This is a genomic window from Pseudoxanthomonas jiangsuensis (genome assembly GCF_010093185.1).
GTDB lineage: Bacteria > Pseudomonadota > Gammaproteobacteria > Xanthomonadales > Xanthomonadaceae > Pseudoxanthomonas > Pseudoxanthomonas jiangsuensis.
Genome location: NZ_PDWL01000011.1, coordinates 22809 through 36816, shown reverse-complemented (window position 1 = coordinate 36816; position 14008 = coordinate 22809). Strand labels below are relative to the sequence as shown.

Annotated in this window: 15 protein-coding genes; 1 reads left to right on the top strand and 14 read right to left on the bottom strand. The window is 71.3% G+C overall.

What is annotated here, in order from left to right:
* Positions 1–14: 14 nt before the first annotated feature.
* Positions 15–1331 (top strand): amidohydrolase, encoded by a 1317-nt coding sequence (locus CSC62_RS08535; protein ID WP_162405761.1) that lies wholly within the window; start codon positions 15–17, stop codon positions 1329–1331.
* A gap of 13 nt (positions 1332–1344) precedes the next feature.
* On the opposite strand, the gene CSC62_RS08530 is transcribed toward CSC62_RS08535, so the two are convergent.
* The 14 genes from CSC62_RS08530 to cutA form a co-directional block, all read right to left on the bottom strand.
* Positions 1345–1839: an acyl-CoA thioesterase gene (locus CSC62_RS08530; protein WP_162405760.1), complete on the bottom strand. Its 495-nt coding sequence runs from the start codon at positions 1837–1839 to the stop codon at positions 1345–1347.
* Positions 1840–1849: 10 nt separating this feature from the next.
* Complete coding sequence (gene purD, locus CSC62_RS08525; RefSeq protein WP_162405759.1) at positions 1850–3145, bottom strand: phosphoribosylamine--glycine ligase; 1296 nt, start codon at positions 3143–3145, stop codon at positions 1850–1852.
* Between the two features lie 57 nt (positions 3146–3202).
* Positions 3203–3712: a GNAT family N-acetyltransferase gene (locus CSC62_RS08520; RefSeq protein ID WP_162405758.1), complete on the bottom strand. Its 510-nt coding sequence runs from the start codon at positions 3710–3712 to the stop codon at positions 3203–3205.
* An 87-nt stretch (positions 3713–3799) separates the two neighbouring features.
* On the bottom strand, positions 3800–5386 hold the full coding sequence (purH, locus tag CSC62_RS08515) for a bifunctional phosphoribosylaminoimidazolecarboxamide formyltransferase/IMP cyclohydrolase (RefSeq protein ID WP_162405757.1): 1587 nt from the start codon (positions 5384–5386) through the stop codon (positions 3800–3802).
* 91 nt (positions 5387–5477) lie between these two features.
* Entirely contained in the window at positions 5478–5753 is a 276-nt protein-coding gene (gene fis, locus CSC62_RS08510) for a DNA-binding transcriptional regulator Fis (RefSeq protein ID WP_162405756.1), read from the bottom strand.
* Positions 5754–5857: 104 nt separating this feature from the next.
* On the bottom strand, positions 5858–6640 hold the full coding sequence (locus tag CSC62_RS08505) for a DUF3426 domain-containing protein (RefSeq protein ID WP_162405755.1): 783 nt from the start codon (positions 6638–6640) through the stop codon (positions 5858–5860).
* Between the two features lie 63 nt (positions 6641–6703).
* Complete coding sequence (prmA, locus tag CSC62_RS08500; RefSeq protein ID WP_162405754.1) at positions 6704–7621, bottom strand: 50S ribosomal protein L11 methyltransferase; 918 nt, start codon at positions 7619–7621, stop codon at positions 6704–6706.
* Positions 7622–7628: 7 nt separating this feature from the next.
* The gene (gene accC / locus CSC62_RS08495) at positions 7629–8996 is read right to left on the bottom strand and encodes an acetyl-CoA carboxylase biotin carboxylase subunit (RefSeq protein ID WP_162405753.1); all 1368 of its coding nucleotides are present in this window, start codon (positions 8994–8996) and stop codon (positions 7629–7631) included.
* Positions 8986–9435 (bottom strand): four helix bundle protein, encoded by a 450-nt coding sequence (locus tag CSC62_RS08490; protein WP_162405752.1) that lies wholly within the window; start codon positions 9433–9435, stop codon positions 8986–8988. Before CSC62_RS08490 ends, accC begins: the two co-directional genes overlap by 11 nt.
* A gap of 27 nt (positions 9436–9462) precedes the next feature.
* Positions 9463–9951 carry an acetyl-CoA carboxylase biotin carboxyl carrier protein gene (gene accB / locus CSC62_RS08485; protein WP_162405751.1) on the bottom strand — a complete coding sequence of 163 codons (489 nt, stop codon included), beginning with the start codon at positions 9949–9951 and terminating at the stop codon, positions 9463–9465.
* A 63-nt stretch (positions 9952–10014) separates the two neighbouring features.
* The gene (gene aroQ / locus CSC62_RS08480; protein ID WP_162405750.1) at positions 10015–10455 is read right to left on the bottom strand and encodes a type II 3-dehydroquinate dehydratase; all 441 of its coding nucleotides are present in this window, start codon (positions 10453–10455) and stop codon (positions 10015–10017) included.
* A 114-nt stretch (positions 10456–10569) separates the two neighbouring features.
* Positions 10570–11163: a TlpA family protein disulfide reductase gene (locus CSC62_RS17775; protein WP_170298359.1), complete on the bottom strand. Its 594-nt coding sequence runs from the start codon at positions 11161–11163 to the stop codon at positions 10570–10572.
* A complete protein-coding gene (locus CSC62_RS08470; RefSeq protein ID WP_162405749.1) occupies positions 11160–13460 on the bottom strand; it encodes a protein-disulfide reductase DsbD family protein in 2301 nt (766 codons plus the stop codon). The genes CSC62_RS17775 and CSC62_RS08470 overlap by 4 nt, the downstream gene beginning before the upstream one ends.
* A 7-nt stretch (positions 13461–13467) precedes the next feature.
* Complete coding sequence (gene cutA, locus CSC62_RS08465; protein ID WP_162405748.1) at positions 13468–13791, bottom strand: divalent-cation tolerance protein CutA; 324 nt, start codon at positions 13789–13791, stop codon at positions 13468–13470.
* Positions 13792–14008 lie beyond the last annotated feature (217 nt).

The following is a 14008-nucleotide window of genomic DNA, read 5'->3' as shown; positions in this document are numbered from 1 at the left end:
TCACGGAGTCGCCGATGCGTTCCCCCGCCCTTCGCCGCCTGTTGCCTTTGCTGCTCGCGGCCATCCCCTGCGCGGCCTTTGCCGCGCCCGCCACCGTCGCCGAGGCCGCCACCGCGCAAAGGGCGGCGATGGTGGAATGGCGCCGCGATTTCCACCGCCATCCGGAACTGGGCAGCCACGAGGTCCGCACCGGCGAGGCCATCGCCCGCGAGCTGCGGGCGATGGGCCTGTCGCCGCGCACCGGCATCGCCCATACCGGGGTGGCCGCGGTGCTCAAGGGCGTGCTGCCCGGCCCGCGGATCGCCCTGCGCGCGGACATGGACGCGCTGCCGGTGAAGGAGGAGACCGGCCTGCCGTTCGCCTCCACCGCCACCTCGAGCTACCGCGGCCAGCCGGTCGGGGTGATGCACGCCTGCGGCCACGACATGCACATGGCGATCCTGCTCGGCGTGGCCCGGGCCCTGGTTGCGCGCCGCGACAGCCTGCACGGCGAGGTGATGTTCGTGTTCCAGCCGGCCGAGGAGGGCCCGGACGAGCCGGGCGCGCCGTTCGGGGCGAAGATGATGCTGGACGAGGGCGTGTGGAAGGATTTCCGGCCCGAGGCGGTGTTCGGCCTGCACGTGTGGGCTGGCCTGCGCACCGGCCAGGTCGGCTTCCGCAGCGGCCCTTCGCTGGCCAGCGCGGACGAGTGGAGCCTGAGCGTGCGCGGCCGCCAGACCCACGGTTCCCGGCCCTGGGACGGGGTGGACCCGATCACCATCGGCGCACAGATCCTGCTGGCGACCCAGAGCCTGGTCGCGCGCCAGGTCAACATTGCCGACACCCCGGTGGTGCTCACCGCCGGCCAGTTCAACGCCGGCGTGCGCTTCAACATCATCCCCGACGAGGCCAGGCTGGTCGGCACCCTGCGCACCTTCGACCCGGCGGTGCGGAAGGACGTGATCGCGCGCTTCCGCCGGATCGCCGATGACTACGCCCACGCCGCCGGCGGCAGCGCCGCGCTGGAGGTGCTCGACAACGCGCCGGCCACGGTCAACGACCCGGCGCTGGCGCGGCGGGTGTGGCCCTCGCTGCAGGCGGCGGGGGGCGCGGACAACGCGCTGGAGATGCCGCTGGTGACCGTGGCCGAGGATTTCTCCCGGTTCGCCAACGAAGTGCCGGGGGCCTACTTCTTCGTCGGCACCACGCCGGCGGACCGGGACCCGGCGGCGATGCCGATCAACCACTCGCCGAAGTACGCCCCGGACGAGGCGGCGCTGGAAGTGGGTGCCCGGGCGATGCTGCAGGTGGCGCTGGACTATCTGCAGGGCGGCGCCGGCTCCGGCAGCTGAGCGCCGGGGCGTTTCAGCCTGCGGCGGTGGCGTCGGTGCGCAGGGCCCGGTAGCGCTGCTCCAGTTCCTGACGGATCTGGCGGCGCTGGCGGCCCTGCTCGAAGCGGCGCAGCTCCTCGGAATTCTGCGGTTCGCGCGGCGGCACAGCCACCGGCCGGCCGTCCTCGCCCAGCGCGACCATGGTGAAGAAGCAGCTGTTGGTGTGGCGCACCGCGCGGCCGCGGATGTCCTCGGTCACCACCTTGATCCCGACTTCCATCGAGGTGCGCCCGGTGTAGTTGACCGAGGCCAGGAAGGTCACCAGTTCGCCGACGTGGATCGGCTCGCGGAAGGTCACCTGGTCCACCGACAGGGTCACCACGTAGCCGCCGGCGTAGCGGCTGGCGCAGGCGTAGGCGACCTCGTCGAGCAGCTTGAGCAGGGCGCCGCCGTGGACGTTGCCGGAGAAGTTGGCCATGTCCGGCGTCATCAGCAGGGACATGGTGAGCTGGGCGTTGCCGGGGGTCATGGCCGGTGGCTCAGCCTGCGGCGCGCTCGCGCTCGATCGCGCGCCAGCCGATGTCGCGGCGGTGGAACGCGTGCTCCCAGCCGATCGCGTCGACCCCGGCATAGGCGTTGCGCTGGGCCTCGGAGACGCTGGCGCCCAGCGCGGCCACGCACAGCACCCGGCCGCCGGCGCTGAGCACGCGGCCGTCCGCGTCCAGCACGGTGCCGGCATGGAACACCTTGGCCGTAGTGGGCACAGCGTCGAGCCCGGAGATGACCTCGCCGGTGACCGGCGCTTCCGGATAGGGCCGGGCGGCCATCACCACGCCCAGCGAGGGGCGCGGATCCCATTGCGCTTCGGTCTCGTGCAGGCGGCCGTCGATCGCCGCCTCGACCAGGTCGAGCAGGTCGGATTGCAGGCGCAGCATCACCGGCTGGGTCTCCGGGTCGCCGAAGCGCACGTTGAACTCGATCACCCTGGGCGCGCCGGCCGCGTCGATCATCAGCCCGGCGTAGAGGAAGCCGGTGAACGGCACGCCGTCGGCGATCATGCCCTGCACGGTCGGCTCCACCACCTCGCGCATCACCCGCGCATGCACGTCCGGCGTGACCACCGGCGCCGGCGAATACGCGCCCATGCCGCCGGTGTTGGGGCCGGTGTCGCCGTCGCCCACGCGCTTGTGGTCCTGGCTGGTGGCCATTGGCAGCGCGGTGCGGCCGTCGACCATGGAGATGAAGCTGGCCTCCTCGCCTTCGAGGAATTCCTCGATCACCACCCGCGCGCCGGCGTCGCCGAAGGCGTTGCCGGAGAGCATGTCGCGCACGGCGGCCTCGGCTTCTTCCAGGGTCATGGCCACGATCACGCCCTTGCCGGCGGCCAAGCCGTCGGCCTTGACCACGATCGGCGCGCCTTTCTCCCTGATGTAGGCGAGCGCGGCGTCGATCCCGGTATGCACCGCGTAGAACGCGGTGGGGATGCCGTGGCGGGCGAGGAAGTCCTTGGCGAAGGCCTTGCTGCCTTCCAGCTGTGCGGCCGCGGCGGTGGGGCCGAAGATGCGCAGGCCGGCGGCGCGGAAGCGGTCGACCACGCCGGCCACCAGCGGCACTTCCGGGCCGACCACGGTGACCGCCACGCCTTCGTCGCGGGCCAGCTGCAGCAGGCCGTCGAGGTCGGTGACCTTGACCGGCGCGTTGCGGCAACCGGCCTCGGTGGCGGTGCCGGCGTTGCCCGGGGCCACGATCACCTCGCTCACGCGCGGCGACTGGGCGAGCTTCCAGGCCAGGGCGTGCTCGCGGCCGCCGGAACCGATCACAAGGACTTTCGACATGGCTGGGGCAATGGGAAGTGCGGACGGGAGCGCGATTCTAGCCTGCCCGCGCGAGCGTCATCCCTTCTCGTGGTGCCCGAACGCCGGATGCAGCACCACCACGCCGGCCGAGGCTGCGTCGGTGAAGCGCAAAGCCTGGAAGGCCTCCGCCGGGGCGCCCGGCAGGGTCAGCGCCGGCTCGGCGCGGAAGCCGAAGCGGCCGTACCAGGCCGGGTCGCCGAGCACGACGCAGCCGTTGGCCTCCTGTTCCTGCAGCAACCGCAGGCCGGCGCGGACCAGGGCCGAGCCGACGCCATGGCCCTGGTGCGCCGGATCCACCGAAACCGGGCCCAGCACATACCAGCCGTCGCCGTCGCGCGAGGGCCTCGCCGGCGAGAACGCGATATGCCCGGCGATGCGGCCGTCAATGTCGGCCACCAGCGATACCGCCAGCGCCCGGTCGGCGCGCAGGGCGTCGACGATCCGGGTCTCCAGCCGGCCATCGCCGGGCACGCCGCCGGCGAACGCGGCCAGCACCACGGCGCCGATGGCGTCGACGTCGTCCGGGCCTTCCTCGCGGATCCACATGGCCGTCTCCTCCTGCGGGACTGGCCGCAAGCCTGGCACGGCCGGCGTGCGGGCGGGATCAAGGCCGCACGCCATCACGCCCACGCCTCAGTGGCGGAAGTGGCGCACGCCGGTGAACACCATGGCGATGTCGTGCTCGTCGGCCGCGGCGATCACCTCGGCGTCGCGCATCGAGCCGCCGGGCTGGATCACCGCCTTGATCCCGGCGGCGGCGGCGGCGTCGATGCCATCGCGGAACGGGAAGAAGGCGTCGGAGGCCATCACCGAGCCTTCGACCACCAGGTCGGCGTCGGCGGCCTTGATCCCGGCGATCCGGGCCGAGTACACCCGGCTCATCTGCCCGGCCCCCACGCCGATCGTACGGTTGTCCTTCGCGTAGACGATGGCGTTGGACTTGACGAACTTGGCCACCTTCCAGGCGAACAGAAGGTCGGCGAACTGGGCCTCGGTCGGCGCCAACCGGGTCACCACCTTCAGCTCATCGCGGGTCACGATGCGGTCGTCGGCGGTCTGCATCAGCAGGCCGGAGCCGATGCGCTTGGTGTCGATGAAGCCCCGGGACGCCGGTGCCGACGGGATGCGCAGCACGCGCACGTTGGCCTTCTTCTGTGCGTAGTCCAGCGCGTCCGGCGCGTAGTCCGGGGCGATCAGCACCTCGACGAACTGGCGGTCGAGGATGACCTTCGCCGTGGCCGCGTCCAGCGTGCGGTTGAAGGCGATGATGCCGCCGAACGCGCTGGTCGGATCGGTGGCGTAGGCCTGCTCGTAGGCGTCGCCGCAGGCCGCGCCTACCGCCACGCCGCAGGGATTGGCGTGCTTGACGATCACGCAGGCCGGCGCGTCGAACTGGCGCACGCATTCCCAGGCCGCGTCGCTGTCAGCGATGTTGTTGTAGCTCAGTTCCTTGCCCTGCAGCTGCTCGAACGTCGCCAGCGAGCCGGGCGCGGGATGCAGGTCGCGGTAGAACGCGGCCTTCTGGTGCGGGTTCTCGCCGTAGCGCAGGTCCATGACCTTGACGAAGCTGCCGTTGGCCTGGGCGGCGAAATCCGCGCGCACCGGCACGTCGCCGCTGGCGTCGGTGATCGCGGAGAGGTAGTTGCTGATCGCGGCGTCGTACTGGGCCACGCGGTTGAACGCGGCCACCGACAGCGCGAAACGCGTCTTCGCCGACAGCGCGCCGTCGTTGGCGTCGAGTTCGGCCACCAGGCCGGCGTATTGCGCCGGGTCGGTCGCCACCGCCACGCGGGCGAAGTTCTTGGCCGCCGAGCGCAGCATCGCCGGGCCGCCGATGTCGATGTTCTCCACCGCCTCGGCCAGGCTGCAATCGGCCCTGGCGGTGACCGACTCGAACGGATACAGGTTGAGCACCAGCAGGTCGATCGCGCCGATCCCGTGCTCGGCCATCACCGCGTCGTCGACACCTGCGCGGCCAAGCAGGCCGCCGTGCACCAGCGGGTGCAGGGTCTTGACCCGGCCGTCCATCATTTCCGGGAAGCCGGTGACGTCGGACACGTCCTTCACCGCCAGCCCGGCCTCGCGGATCGCCCTGGCGGTGCCGCCGGTGGAGAGCAGCTCGACGCCGCGCGCGGCCAGGGTGCGGGCCAGTTCGATCAGGCCGGTCTTGTCGGAAACGGACAGCAATGCCCGGCGCACGGGCAGGAAATCGGCGGTCATGGGAACAGGGCGGTGCGGAAAGAGGCGGAATTATAGCCGCCCGGCGCTACTTCCCCGGAGGTGCGGCCGCTGCCGCGGCGGTGCGGCCGGCTCAGGCCAGGCCGTAGTCCTTCAGTTTCTTGCGCAACGTCGCCCGGTGGATGCCGAGCAGTGCGGCGGCGCGGCTCTGGTTGCCCTCGCAGTGGTTGAGCACTTCCACGAACAGCGGGATCTCCATCTCGCGCAGCACGATCTCGTACACGTCGTTGGCGTCCACGCCGTCCAGGTCGCGCAGGTAGCGGCGCACCGACTGGGCCACGTGCTCGCGCAGCGGCGGACGGGAAGCGGTGCGCGCGGTATCGGCGCGGGAAGTGGCGTTCTGCTGCACGGGGGATCCGGAAGGTGCGCCGCGTTCGAGCGGGCAGGGGAGTCTAGCGCGGGATCCGGACCGCTGCCATGGCCGCCAGCATGCTTCGCCGCCCGGTCCGCGGTTCAGCGGAACTCGAACGAGAACGCGACCGTGCCCGGCGCCGGCTCCTGCACCAGAAAGGTGACCTGCGCGCTCTGTCCCGGCGACAGCGAAGTTCCCGGGGCCTGGCCCAGGTACTGCTGCGGTGCGAACACGCCGCTGCCGAGGATGCGCCCGTCGGCGTCGGCCAGGGCCAGCTGCAGCGCGGGCCAGGGCTGCGCCCAGCGTGCGTCGTTGCGGAAGGTGGCGTCCACGCGCAGGGTGCCGGGCGTCGCCGGGCGCACCTTGCGATCGAGCATGCTGAACGCCGACGGCTCGCGCCAGGGCTGCAGGTCGCAGCGCACCAGCGCGCACACGTTCTCCATCAACGGCCGCCAGCGCGGATCGGCGGCGAGGCGGTCGCGGTCGGCGAGCAGAATCTGCAGGACCAGCAACGCCGCGAGCGATGCGACCAGCGGCCAGCGCCAGCGTGCGAGGTCGCGCGCCGGCGCAGGCGCGCGCGTGGGCGCGGACGTCGCCGGCGATTGCAGGGCCGGCGGTGGTTCGCTGTTCCCGGGCGTGGAAACGGCGGTTGCGGCGGAAGCGGCTTCGGCGATCGCCGGGACGTCCTGCGCCGCAGGATCGACGGCGACCGCTTCGACCGCTGCGCTTCCATCGGGAGCCGCTGCCGGCGGTGGCGCATCGTCGCCACCGGCATCGTCGGTTTCCTGCAACGGCCGGCCGCAGCGCGGGCAGGCGTCCGGCAGCGGCCGCAGCTGCGGATGGTGGGCTACGAGGAACTGGCAGTGCGGGCAGGGAACGAACATGGCGCTATTCAAGCATGAGCCGCGCCCGCCGCGCAGGCCGTCGACCGCGGCGTCGTGCCGCCCTCAGCGGCGCACGCCCTCGATCCGCACCCAGTCTTCCTCGGTATCTACCTGCAGCTCGTCGAACCAGGCCGCGTAGCGCTGCAGCAGTTCGCCTTCCTGCCCGCGCAGGATCCCGGACAGGGCGATCCGCCCGCCGGAGGCCACGCGCGTGGCCAGGGTCTCGGCCAGCGTGTCCAGGGCCGAGGCCAGGATGTTGGCCACCACCACCGGATAGGTGGCCTGCGGCTCGTCCTGCGGCAGGTACACCGCCAGGCGTGCGCCGACCGCATTGCGTCCGGCGTTGTCGACGCTGGCCTGCAGGGCCTGCGGGTCGTTGTCCACGCCCACCGCGGCATCGGCGCCGAGCTTGAGCGCGGCCAGGGCGAGGATCCCCGAGCCGCAGCCGAAGTCGAGCACGCGCGCACCCTGGAGCATGCCGGCGCCGGTCAGGCCGTCGAGCCAGCGCAGGCACAGGGCGGTGGTCGGATGGGTGCCCGAGCCGAATGCCAGGCCCGGGTCCAGCCGCACCACCGCCGCGCCGGGCACGTCGGCCTCGGCGGGCAGCTCGTGGTTCCAGGGCACGATCCAGGTGCGCTGGCCGAAACGCATCGGCTGGAACTGGTCCAGCCACACCCTTTCCCAGTCCTGGTCCTCGACCTGGCGGAATGAGGCGCCGGCCCAGTCCAGTTCCGGGTCGAAGGCCTCCAGTGCGGCCAGCAGGGCCAGTGCGTCGGCCTGCGCGTCGAACAGCGCGGTCAGCACCAGCGACTTCCACACCGGGGTCTGGCCGACGCCGGGTTCGAGGATGGCGCGCTCGTTGGGCGTGTCGGCGTCGGCGTCGAGCAGGGTCACCGACAAGGCGCCGACATCCTCCAGCGCGCGCTCGTAGCGCGGCTGTTCGGCCTCGGTGCTGCGCAGGCTCAGTTCCAGGTAGGGCATGCGTTCCTCAGCCCAGCGCGATCGACTTGTTCTTGCGCTCGGCCAGGCGCTTTTCCAGGTAGTGGATGTTCTGGCCGCCGGCCTGGAAGCCCTTGTCGCGCATGATCCGCTGCTGCAGCGGGATGTTGGTCTTGATCCCGTCCACCACCATCTCGCTCAGGGCCACGCGCATGCGGCAGATCGCGGTCTCGCGGTCCGGGCCGTAGACGATCAGCTTGCCGACCATCGAGTCGTAGTTCGGCGGCACCCGGTAGCCTTCGTAGATGTGGGTGTCCACGCGCACGCCCGGGCCGCCCGGGGCGTGGAAGTGCTGGATCAGGCCGGGGCTGGGGATGAAGGTCTCCGGGTCCTCGGCGTTGATCCGGCATTCGATCGCGTGGCCTTCCAGGACCACGTCCTCCTGCCGGATCGACAGCTTCTGCCCGGCGGCGATCTTCAGCTGCTCGGCGACCAGGTCGATGCCGGTGACCATTTCGGTGACCGGATGCTCGACCTGGATGCGGGTGTTCATCTCGATGAAGTAGAAGCGCCCGCCCTCGTACAGGAACTCGAAGGTGCCCGCGCCGCGGTAGCCGATGCGGATGCAGGCTTCCACGCAAACCTTGCCGATCTGCGCGCGCTGCTCGACACTGATGCCCGGCGCCGGCGCCTCCTCGACCACCTTCTGGTGGCGGCGCTGCATCGAGCAGTCGCGCTCGCCCAGGTGGATGGCATTCCCTTGGCCGTCGGCCAGCACCTGGATCTCCACGTGGCGCGGGTTCTCCAGGAACTTCTCCATGTAGACCTCGCCGTTGCCGAATGCCGCCTTGGCCTCGGTCTTGGTGGTCTCGATGGCGGCCTTCAGCGCGGCCTCGGCGTGGACCACGCGCATGCCGCGGCCGCCGCCGCCGCCGGCGGCCTTGATGATCACCGGGTAGCCGATCTCGCGGGCGATCTTGGTGTTGGCGACGATGTCCTCGCCCAGGGGGCCGCCCGAGCCGGGCACGCAGGGCACGCCGGCGGCCTTCATCGCCCGGATCGCCTCGACCTTGTCGCCCATCAGGCGGATGGTGTCGGCCTTGGGGCCGATGAAGACGAAGCCGGACTGCTCCACCCGCTCGGCGAAGTCGGCGTTCTCGGAGAGGAAGCCGTAACCGGGATGGATCGCCTGGGCGTCAGTGACCTCGGCCGCGGCGATGATCGAGGCCATGTTGAGGTAGCTGTCCGACGACGGCGCAGGACCGATGCAGACCGACTCGTCGGCCATGGCCACGTGCTTGAGGTTGCGGTCGACGGTGGAGTGCACGGCGACGGTGCGGATGCCCATCGCGTGGCAGGCGCGCAGGATCCGCAGGGCGATCTCGCCGCGGTTGGCGATTACTACTTTATCGAGCATGGGATAAGGGCCGTGATTCGTGATTCGTGATTGGTGATCCGTAGGGGGCGGGTTCCTCGCGTACCGCGGGGGCCGTGCCTTCCCTCGACTTGATCAATGCGTTGAGGCGGGCGAAGGTGCGGTCGAGCAACTCCGCCAAGGCCGGGTTTGCCTCGGCCAGGCCGAGTCGGGAGGCCAGGGCCAGCTGCGTGTCCAGCTCCGCCAGCGACCCACGCGCGATGAGCAGGAAGCGGACGAGTTCGGCAGGGGATCGGCGCGCGGCGCCTTCGGCGATGTTCGACGGCACGCTGACAGCGGCCCGGCGCATCTGCGACGTCAGGCCATACCGTTCCTCGGCGGGGAACGCCGCCGAGTGTGCGTACACCAGGGCGGCAAGGTCCATCGCATCGCGCCAAACTTCCAGGCGTTGATGCGGCCGCTCTTTCGAATCACCAATCACGAATCACCAATCCCTTCGTAACCGGCGTCAGCCGATCACGAACAGCGGCTGGTCGAACTCGATCGGCTGGCCGCTCTCGCACAGGATCGCGACCACGGTGCCGCCGACGTCGGCCTCGATCGGGTTGAACATCTTCATCGCTTCGATGATGCCGAGGGTCTCGCCGGCCTTGACCGCCTGGCCGACGCTGACGAAGGCCGGCTTGTCCGGGCCCGGGGCCGAGTAGTAGGTGCCGACCATTGGCGCGCGGACCACGTGGCCCGGGGGCAGGTCGGCGCCGGCCTTGGCGCTGCCGCCGGTGGCCGATTCGGTCGGCGAGCTCATCGGCATCGGCGCGGCGGCCGGGGCGGCGGCCACCGGGCCGCGCACTTCCAGCGCGGCGGCCGGGGCGGCCACGGCCACGCCGGTCGGGATGCGCGACAGGCGCACGCTTTCCTCGCCTTCCTTGATCTCGATTTCGGCGAGGTTGGATTCTTCCAGCAGGTCGATGAGCTTCTTGATCTTGCGCAGGTCCATGGGGCCTCCGGGAATGGGTGTCCGTCGCGGCGGACGCGGTTTCATGGGAAGGGTGGGAAGGGGTCAGCCCGGCAGCCGTGCCAGCGCCGCATCCAGGGCATAGCGGTAGCTGTCGGCGCCGAAGCCGCAGACCACGCCGACCGCCTTGTCGCTGAAGTAGCTGTGCTGGCGGAACGGTTCGCGGGCGTGCGGATTGGACAGGTGGATCTCGATGAAGGGGATGGCCACCGCCGCCAGCGCGTCGCGCAGGGCGACCGAGGTGTGGGTGAAGGCGGCCGGGTTGATCAGGACGAAGGCGGTGCCGTCGCTCCGGGCCGCCTGCACCCGGTCGACCAGGGCATGCTCGGCGTTGGACTGGAACGACTCCAGGGCGTGCCCGGCGGCCGCGGCCTGCGCGGCCAGGGCGGCATCGATGTCGGCCAGGGTGGTATGGCCGTAGACCTCCGGCTCGCGGGTGCCGAGCAGGTTGAGGTTGGGGCCGTGCAGGACCAGCAGTTTGGCCATCGGAGCGGGTGCAGCCTGAAAGGGCGGCAGTCTGCGCGATGGCTTCATTACTGTCCAGTTCGGCGAAGATGACAGCGTTTCAAGCATTTGCTTGAATTTCGTCCGGCCCCGATTCTACAGGGGCTGGCCCACCCAGGCCTCGATCTCCCCGGCCGCGAACGGCCCCAGCTTCTGCCGCACCACCCGCCTTTGCGCATCGATCAGGACGGTGTACGGCAGCAGGCCCTGGGTGTTGCCCAGCCAGACGCTGGCATCGGCCGGGCCGGGCTGGTCGAGCAGGATCGGATAGCCGACCGGTACCCGTTCCAGGAAGGCACGCACGCCTTCCGGCGTATCCAGCGCCAGGCCGACCACCTGGATCCCGGTCTCGCCCTGGCGTGCGGCGTAGCGCTGCAGCTCGGGCATCTCCTCGACGCAGGGCCCGCACCAGCTGGCCCAGACGTTGACCAGCAACGGCCGCCCGGGCGCGATGCCGGCCAGTTCGACGAGGGTTCCGTCCAGGTCCGCCACACGGATGTCCGCCAGCGGATCGCCCGGGCGCGCCGGGATGGCGCCAGCGGAGGCCGCGGGGGAGGTTTGCGGCAGCGCGCCGGCCGCGGGCGCCTCGTCCGCCAGCCGATCGTGGTTGTGGCCGTACCAGCGCCCGGCCAGCGCGCCCAGGACGCCGGCGGCCACCGCGACCAGCAGCAGTCGCGTCGCCGGCTTCAACGCGCGGCCGCCCGCAGCAAAGCGTCCTCGACGATCGCCTGGGTCAGCACCGGCTGCAGCACTGCCGGCGGCGCGCCGGGACCGTAGACCACGTACAGCGGCACGCCCACGGCCTGGTGCTGTTCGAGGAAGGCGCTGATCGCCGGGTCGGCATTGGTCCAGTCGCCCTTCATGTACACCGCCCCGGTGCGCGCCAGCAGGGCGGCGAAATCGTCCCGGGCCAGCACGTTGCGCTCGTTGGCCTTGCAGGTCACGCACCAGTCGGCGGTCATGTTGACGAACACCACCCGGTCCTCGGCGCGCAGCCGGTCCAGCGCCTCGGCCGAATAGGCGAGCGCGCCCTCGGTCGGCGCGGCGGCGGCCGAAGGCGCCAGCCGGGTCACCGCCCAGACGGGCGTCAGGGCCGCGACCGCCAGCAGCAGCGCCAGCGCGCGTCCGGTCCGCTGTCCCTGCCAGCGGTTGCGCTCGAACCACCACAAGGCCAGCGCCAGCAAGGCCGCACCAGCCAGGAACAGCGCGATCGCGTCCACTCCGCGCTGGCGGCCGAGGATCCACAGCAGCCAGACCGCGGTCAGGTACATGGGGAAGGCCAGCAGCTGCTTGAGCGTCTCCATCCATGCCCCCGGCCTGGGTAGCCGCCGCGCCAGCGCCGGGACGAAGCCGATCAGCAGGAACGGCAGGGCCAGTCCCAGACCCAGCACCAGGAACACCAGCAGCCCGGCCGCGGCCGGCGCAGCGAAGGCATAGGCCAGCGCCGGCCCCATGAACGGTGCGATGCACGGGCTGGCGACCACGCACGCCAGCACACCGGTGAGGAAATCGCCGGCCGGCCCTTGGCGACTGGCGGCCAGGCCGCCGCCAACGCCGGCGCCCAGGGTGAACACCCCCGACAGGCTCAGGCCCACCGCGAACATCAGGTAGGCCAGCCCCGCCACGAACCACGGCTGCTGCAGCTGGAAGCCCCAGCCGGCCGCCTGCCCGGCCGCGCGCAAGGCCACCACCAGCGCGCCGACCGCGGCGAAGGCGACCAGCACCCCGGCGGTGTACCAGAGCGCATGGCTGCGCGCGTGCTGCCGACTTTCGCCGCTCTGGGCCAGGCCCAGGGCCTTGAGCGAAAGGATCGGCAGCACGCAGGGCATCAGGTTCAGTACCAGGCCGCCGAGCAGGGCCAGCAACAGGGCGCCGGCCAGTCCGGAAAACCCTCCCGACGGCGGTGCGGTGCTGCGCAGGGCGTTGCCGGCGGAGGCGTCCGGAGGCGGCGGGGCGGCGACCGCGGGTGGCGGTGCCTGCAGGTCCGGACTTGCGCCTGCCGCATCCTCGACGGCCGTCGTGCTGCTGGCGTCCGCCGTGACGGGTGGCGTAGAGCTCGGGGCCGGCGCATCGGCCGTCGCGACTTCGCCGGCCGGCAGCGAGACCGGCACCCGGCGGGTCAGCGGCGGATAGCAGATCCCGCCGTCCTGGCAGCCCTGGAAGGTGGCCACCAGGGTCCCCCGTACCGGCCGGTCATGGCTGCGCCGCACCGGCAGATGGACCTCGGCTGTCTGGAAGTAGACAGTGACCTCGCCGAAGTGCTCGTCGCGGTGCCGGGTGCCGGCAGGCCAGCGTGGGGCGAGCAGCTGCGTGCCCGCATCCCCTTCCAGCTCGAAACGGGCGCGGTCGCGGTAGATGTAGTAGCCGGGCGCCGGTTGCAGCCGCACCAGGATGCGGTTGCCGCCGTCGGCGATGGCGTCGACGGCGAAAGCCTGCTGCTCGGGCAGCGCCTGCCGGCCCTGCAGCAGGCCGGCGATGCCCTTGCCGTTCGCGGCCGGCAACCCGGCCAGGCCCGCCAGTCCGCCCGGCGATTCCGGGGCGCCGTCCGCGGGCAGCGCCACCTGCAGCCTGCGCGTCTGCGGCGGGTAGCAGATGCCGGCGTCGGCGCAGCCCTGGTAGCGGATCTCCAGCGAGGCGGCGGTGCCGGTGGTGCGACCGGGCAGGGTCGCCAGCAGGGCGCCGCGATAGGTTTCCACCGGGCCGAAGAACTCGTCCACGTGGCGGTCGCCGGCCGGCAGCTGCAGGGTTCCGGCTTCGAACCCGGCAGTGGCCTTGACCGCGGTGCGGTGCCGGTACAGGTAGTAGCCGTCGGCGATCTTCCAGCGCACCTCGATCCGGTCGGGCATCGCGGCGCTGGCTTCCAGGACGAAGGCCTGGTCGACCGGAAGCAGGTCGGCCTTGTTAACCGCGTGGGCCGCCGGAGTGACCAGGCAGGTCAGCAACAGCCCCAGCAGGGCAGTCAGGAAGGGGCGGTGCGGTGCTGGCATCGGATTCTCAGTCGTTCTCGCGGGTCTGTTCGGCCACCCAGGCCAGATAGGCGGGCAGGCCGCCGGCCGCTTCGACCGCCAGCACTTCCGGGAGTTCGTAAGGATGCAGTGCCTGGATCCGTGCGGCCAGTGCTGGCACGCGACTTGCTTCCGTCTTGATGAGGAGCAGGGCCTCCTCCGTCCGCTCGACCTGCCCCCTCCAGCGGTAGACCGAGCCGACCGCGGGTACCACGCTGACGCAGGCCGCCAGCCTTGCCTCGACCAGGACCCGGGCCAGGCGGTCGGCCTGGTTGCGGTCGGGGCAGCTGCAGAAGACCAGGTGGATATTCATGGCGCGATTCCGGGAAATGACTGCAGGATATCTGATGACATCGTTGTCTTGCGCGTCTTGAACGTGTGTGGTTTATCCACCAGAGGTATAATTCCCGTGCAATTACATTCCTTTATGTAATACCTGCAAGGCGAAAACGTCATGGCTTCGTTCCTGAAGGCCGAAGGCCCCCGGGCCGATATCCGCTTAGGACCTCCGGCCCACGACAGGCCGGCAG

Bases quoted from the DNA above. Each gene is read 5' to 3' on its own strand.
- CSC62_RS08535 (WP_162405761.1), top strand. From the start codon at position 15: ATGCGTTCCCCCGCCCTTCGCCGCCTGTTGCCTTTGCTGCTCGCGGCC.
- CSC62_RS08530 (WP_162405760.1), bottom strand. From the start codon at position 1,839: ATGACCCCCGGCAACGCCCAGCTCACCATGTCCCTGCTGATGACGCCG.
- purD (WP_162405759.1), bottom strand. From the start codon at position 3,145: ATGTCGAAAGTCCTTGTGATCGGTTCCGGCGGCCGCGAGCACGCCCTG.
- CSC62_RS08520 (WP_162405758.1), bottom strand. From the start codon at position 3,712: ATGTGGATCCGCGAGGAAGGCCCGGACGACGTCGACGCCATCGGCGCC.
- purH (WP_162405757.1), bottom strand. From the start codon at position 5,386: ATGACCGCCGATTTCCTGCCCGTGCGCCGGGCATTGCTGTCCGTTTCC.
- CSC62_RS08505 (WP_162405755.1), bottom strand. From the start codon at position 6,640: ATGTTCGTTCCCTGCCCGCACTGCCAGTTCCTCGTAGCCCACCATCCG.
- prmA (WP_162405754.1), bottom strand. From the start codon at position 7,621: ATGCCCTACCTGGAACTGAGCCTGCGCAGCACCGAGGCCGAACAGCCG.
- accC (WP_162405753.1), bottom strand. From the start codon at position 8,996: ATGCTCGATAAAGTAGTAATCGCCAACCGCGGCGAGATCGCCCTGCGG.
- accB (WP_162405751.1), bottom strand. From the start codon at position 9,951: ATGGACCTGCGCAAGATCAAGAAGCTCATCGACCTGCTGGAAGAATCC.
- aroQ (WP_162405750.1), bottom strand. From the start codon at position 10,455: ATGGCCAAACTGCTGGTCCTGCACGGCCCCAACCTCAACCTGCTCGGC.
- CSC62_RS08470 (WP_162405749.1), bottom strand. From the start codon at position 13,460: ATGCCAGCACCGCACCGCCCCTTCCTGACTGCCCTGCTGGGGCTGTTG.
- cutA (WP_162405748.1), bottom strand. From the start codon at position 13,791: ATGAATATCCACCTGGTCTTCTGCAGCTGCCCCGACCGCAACCAGGCC.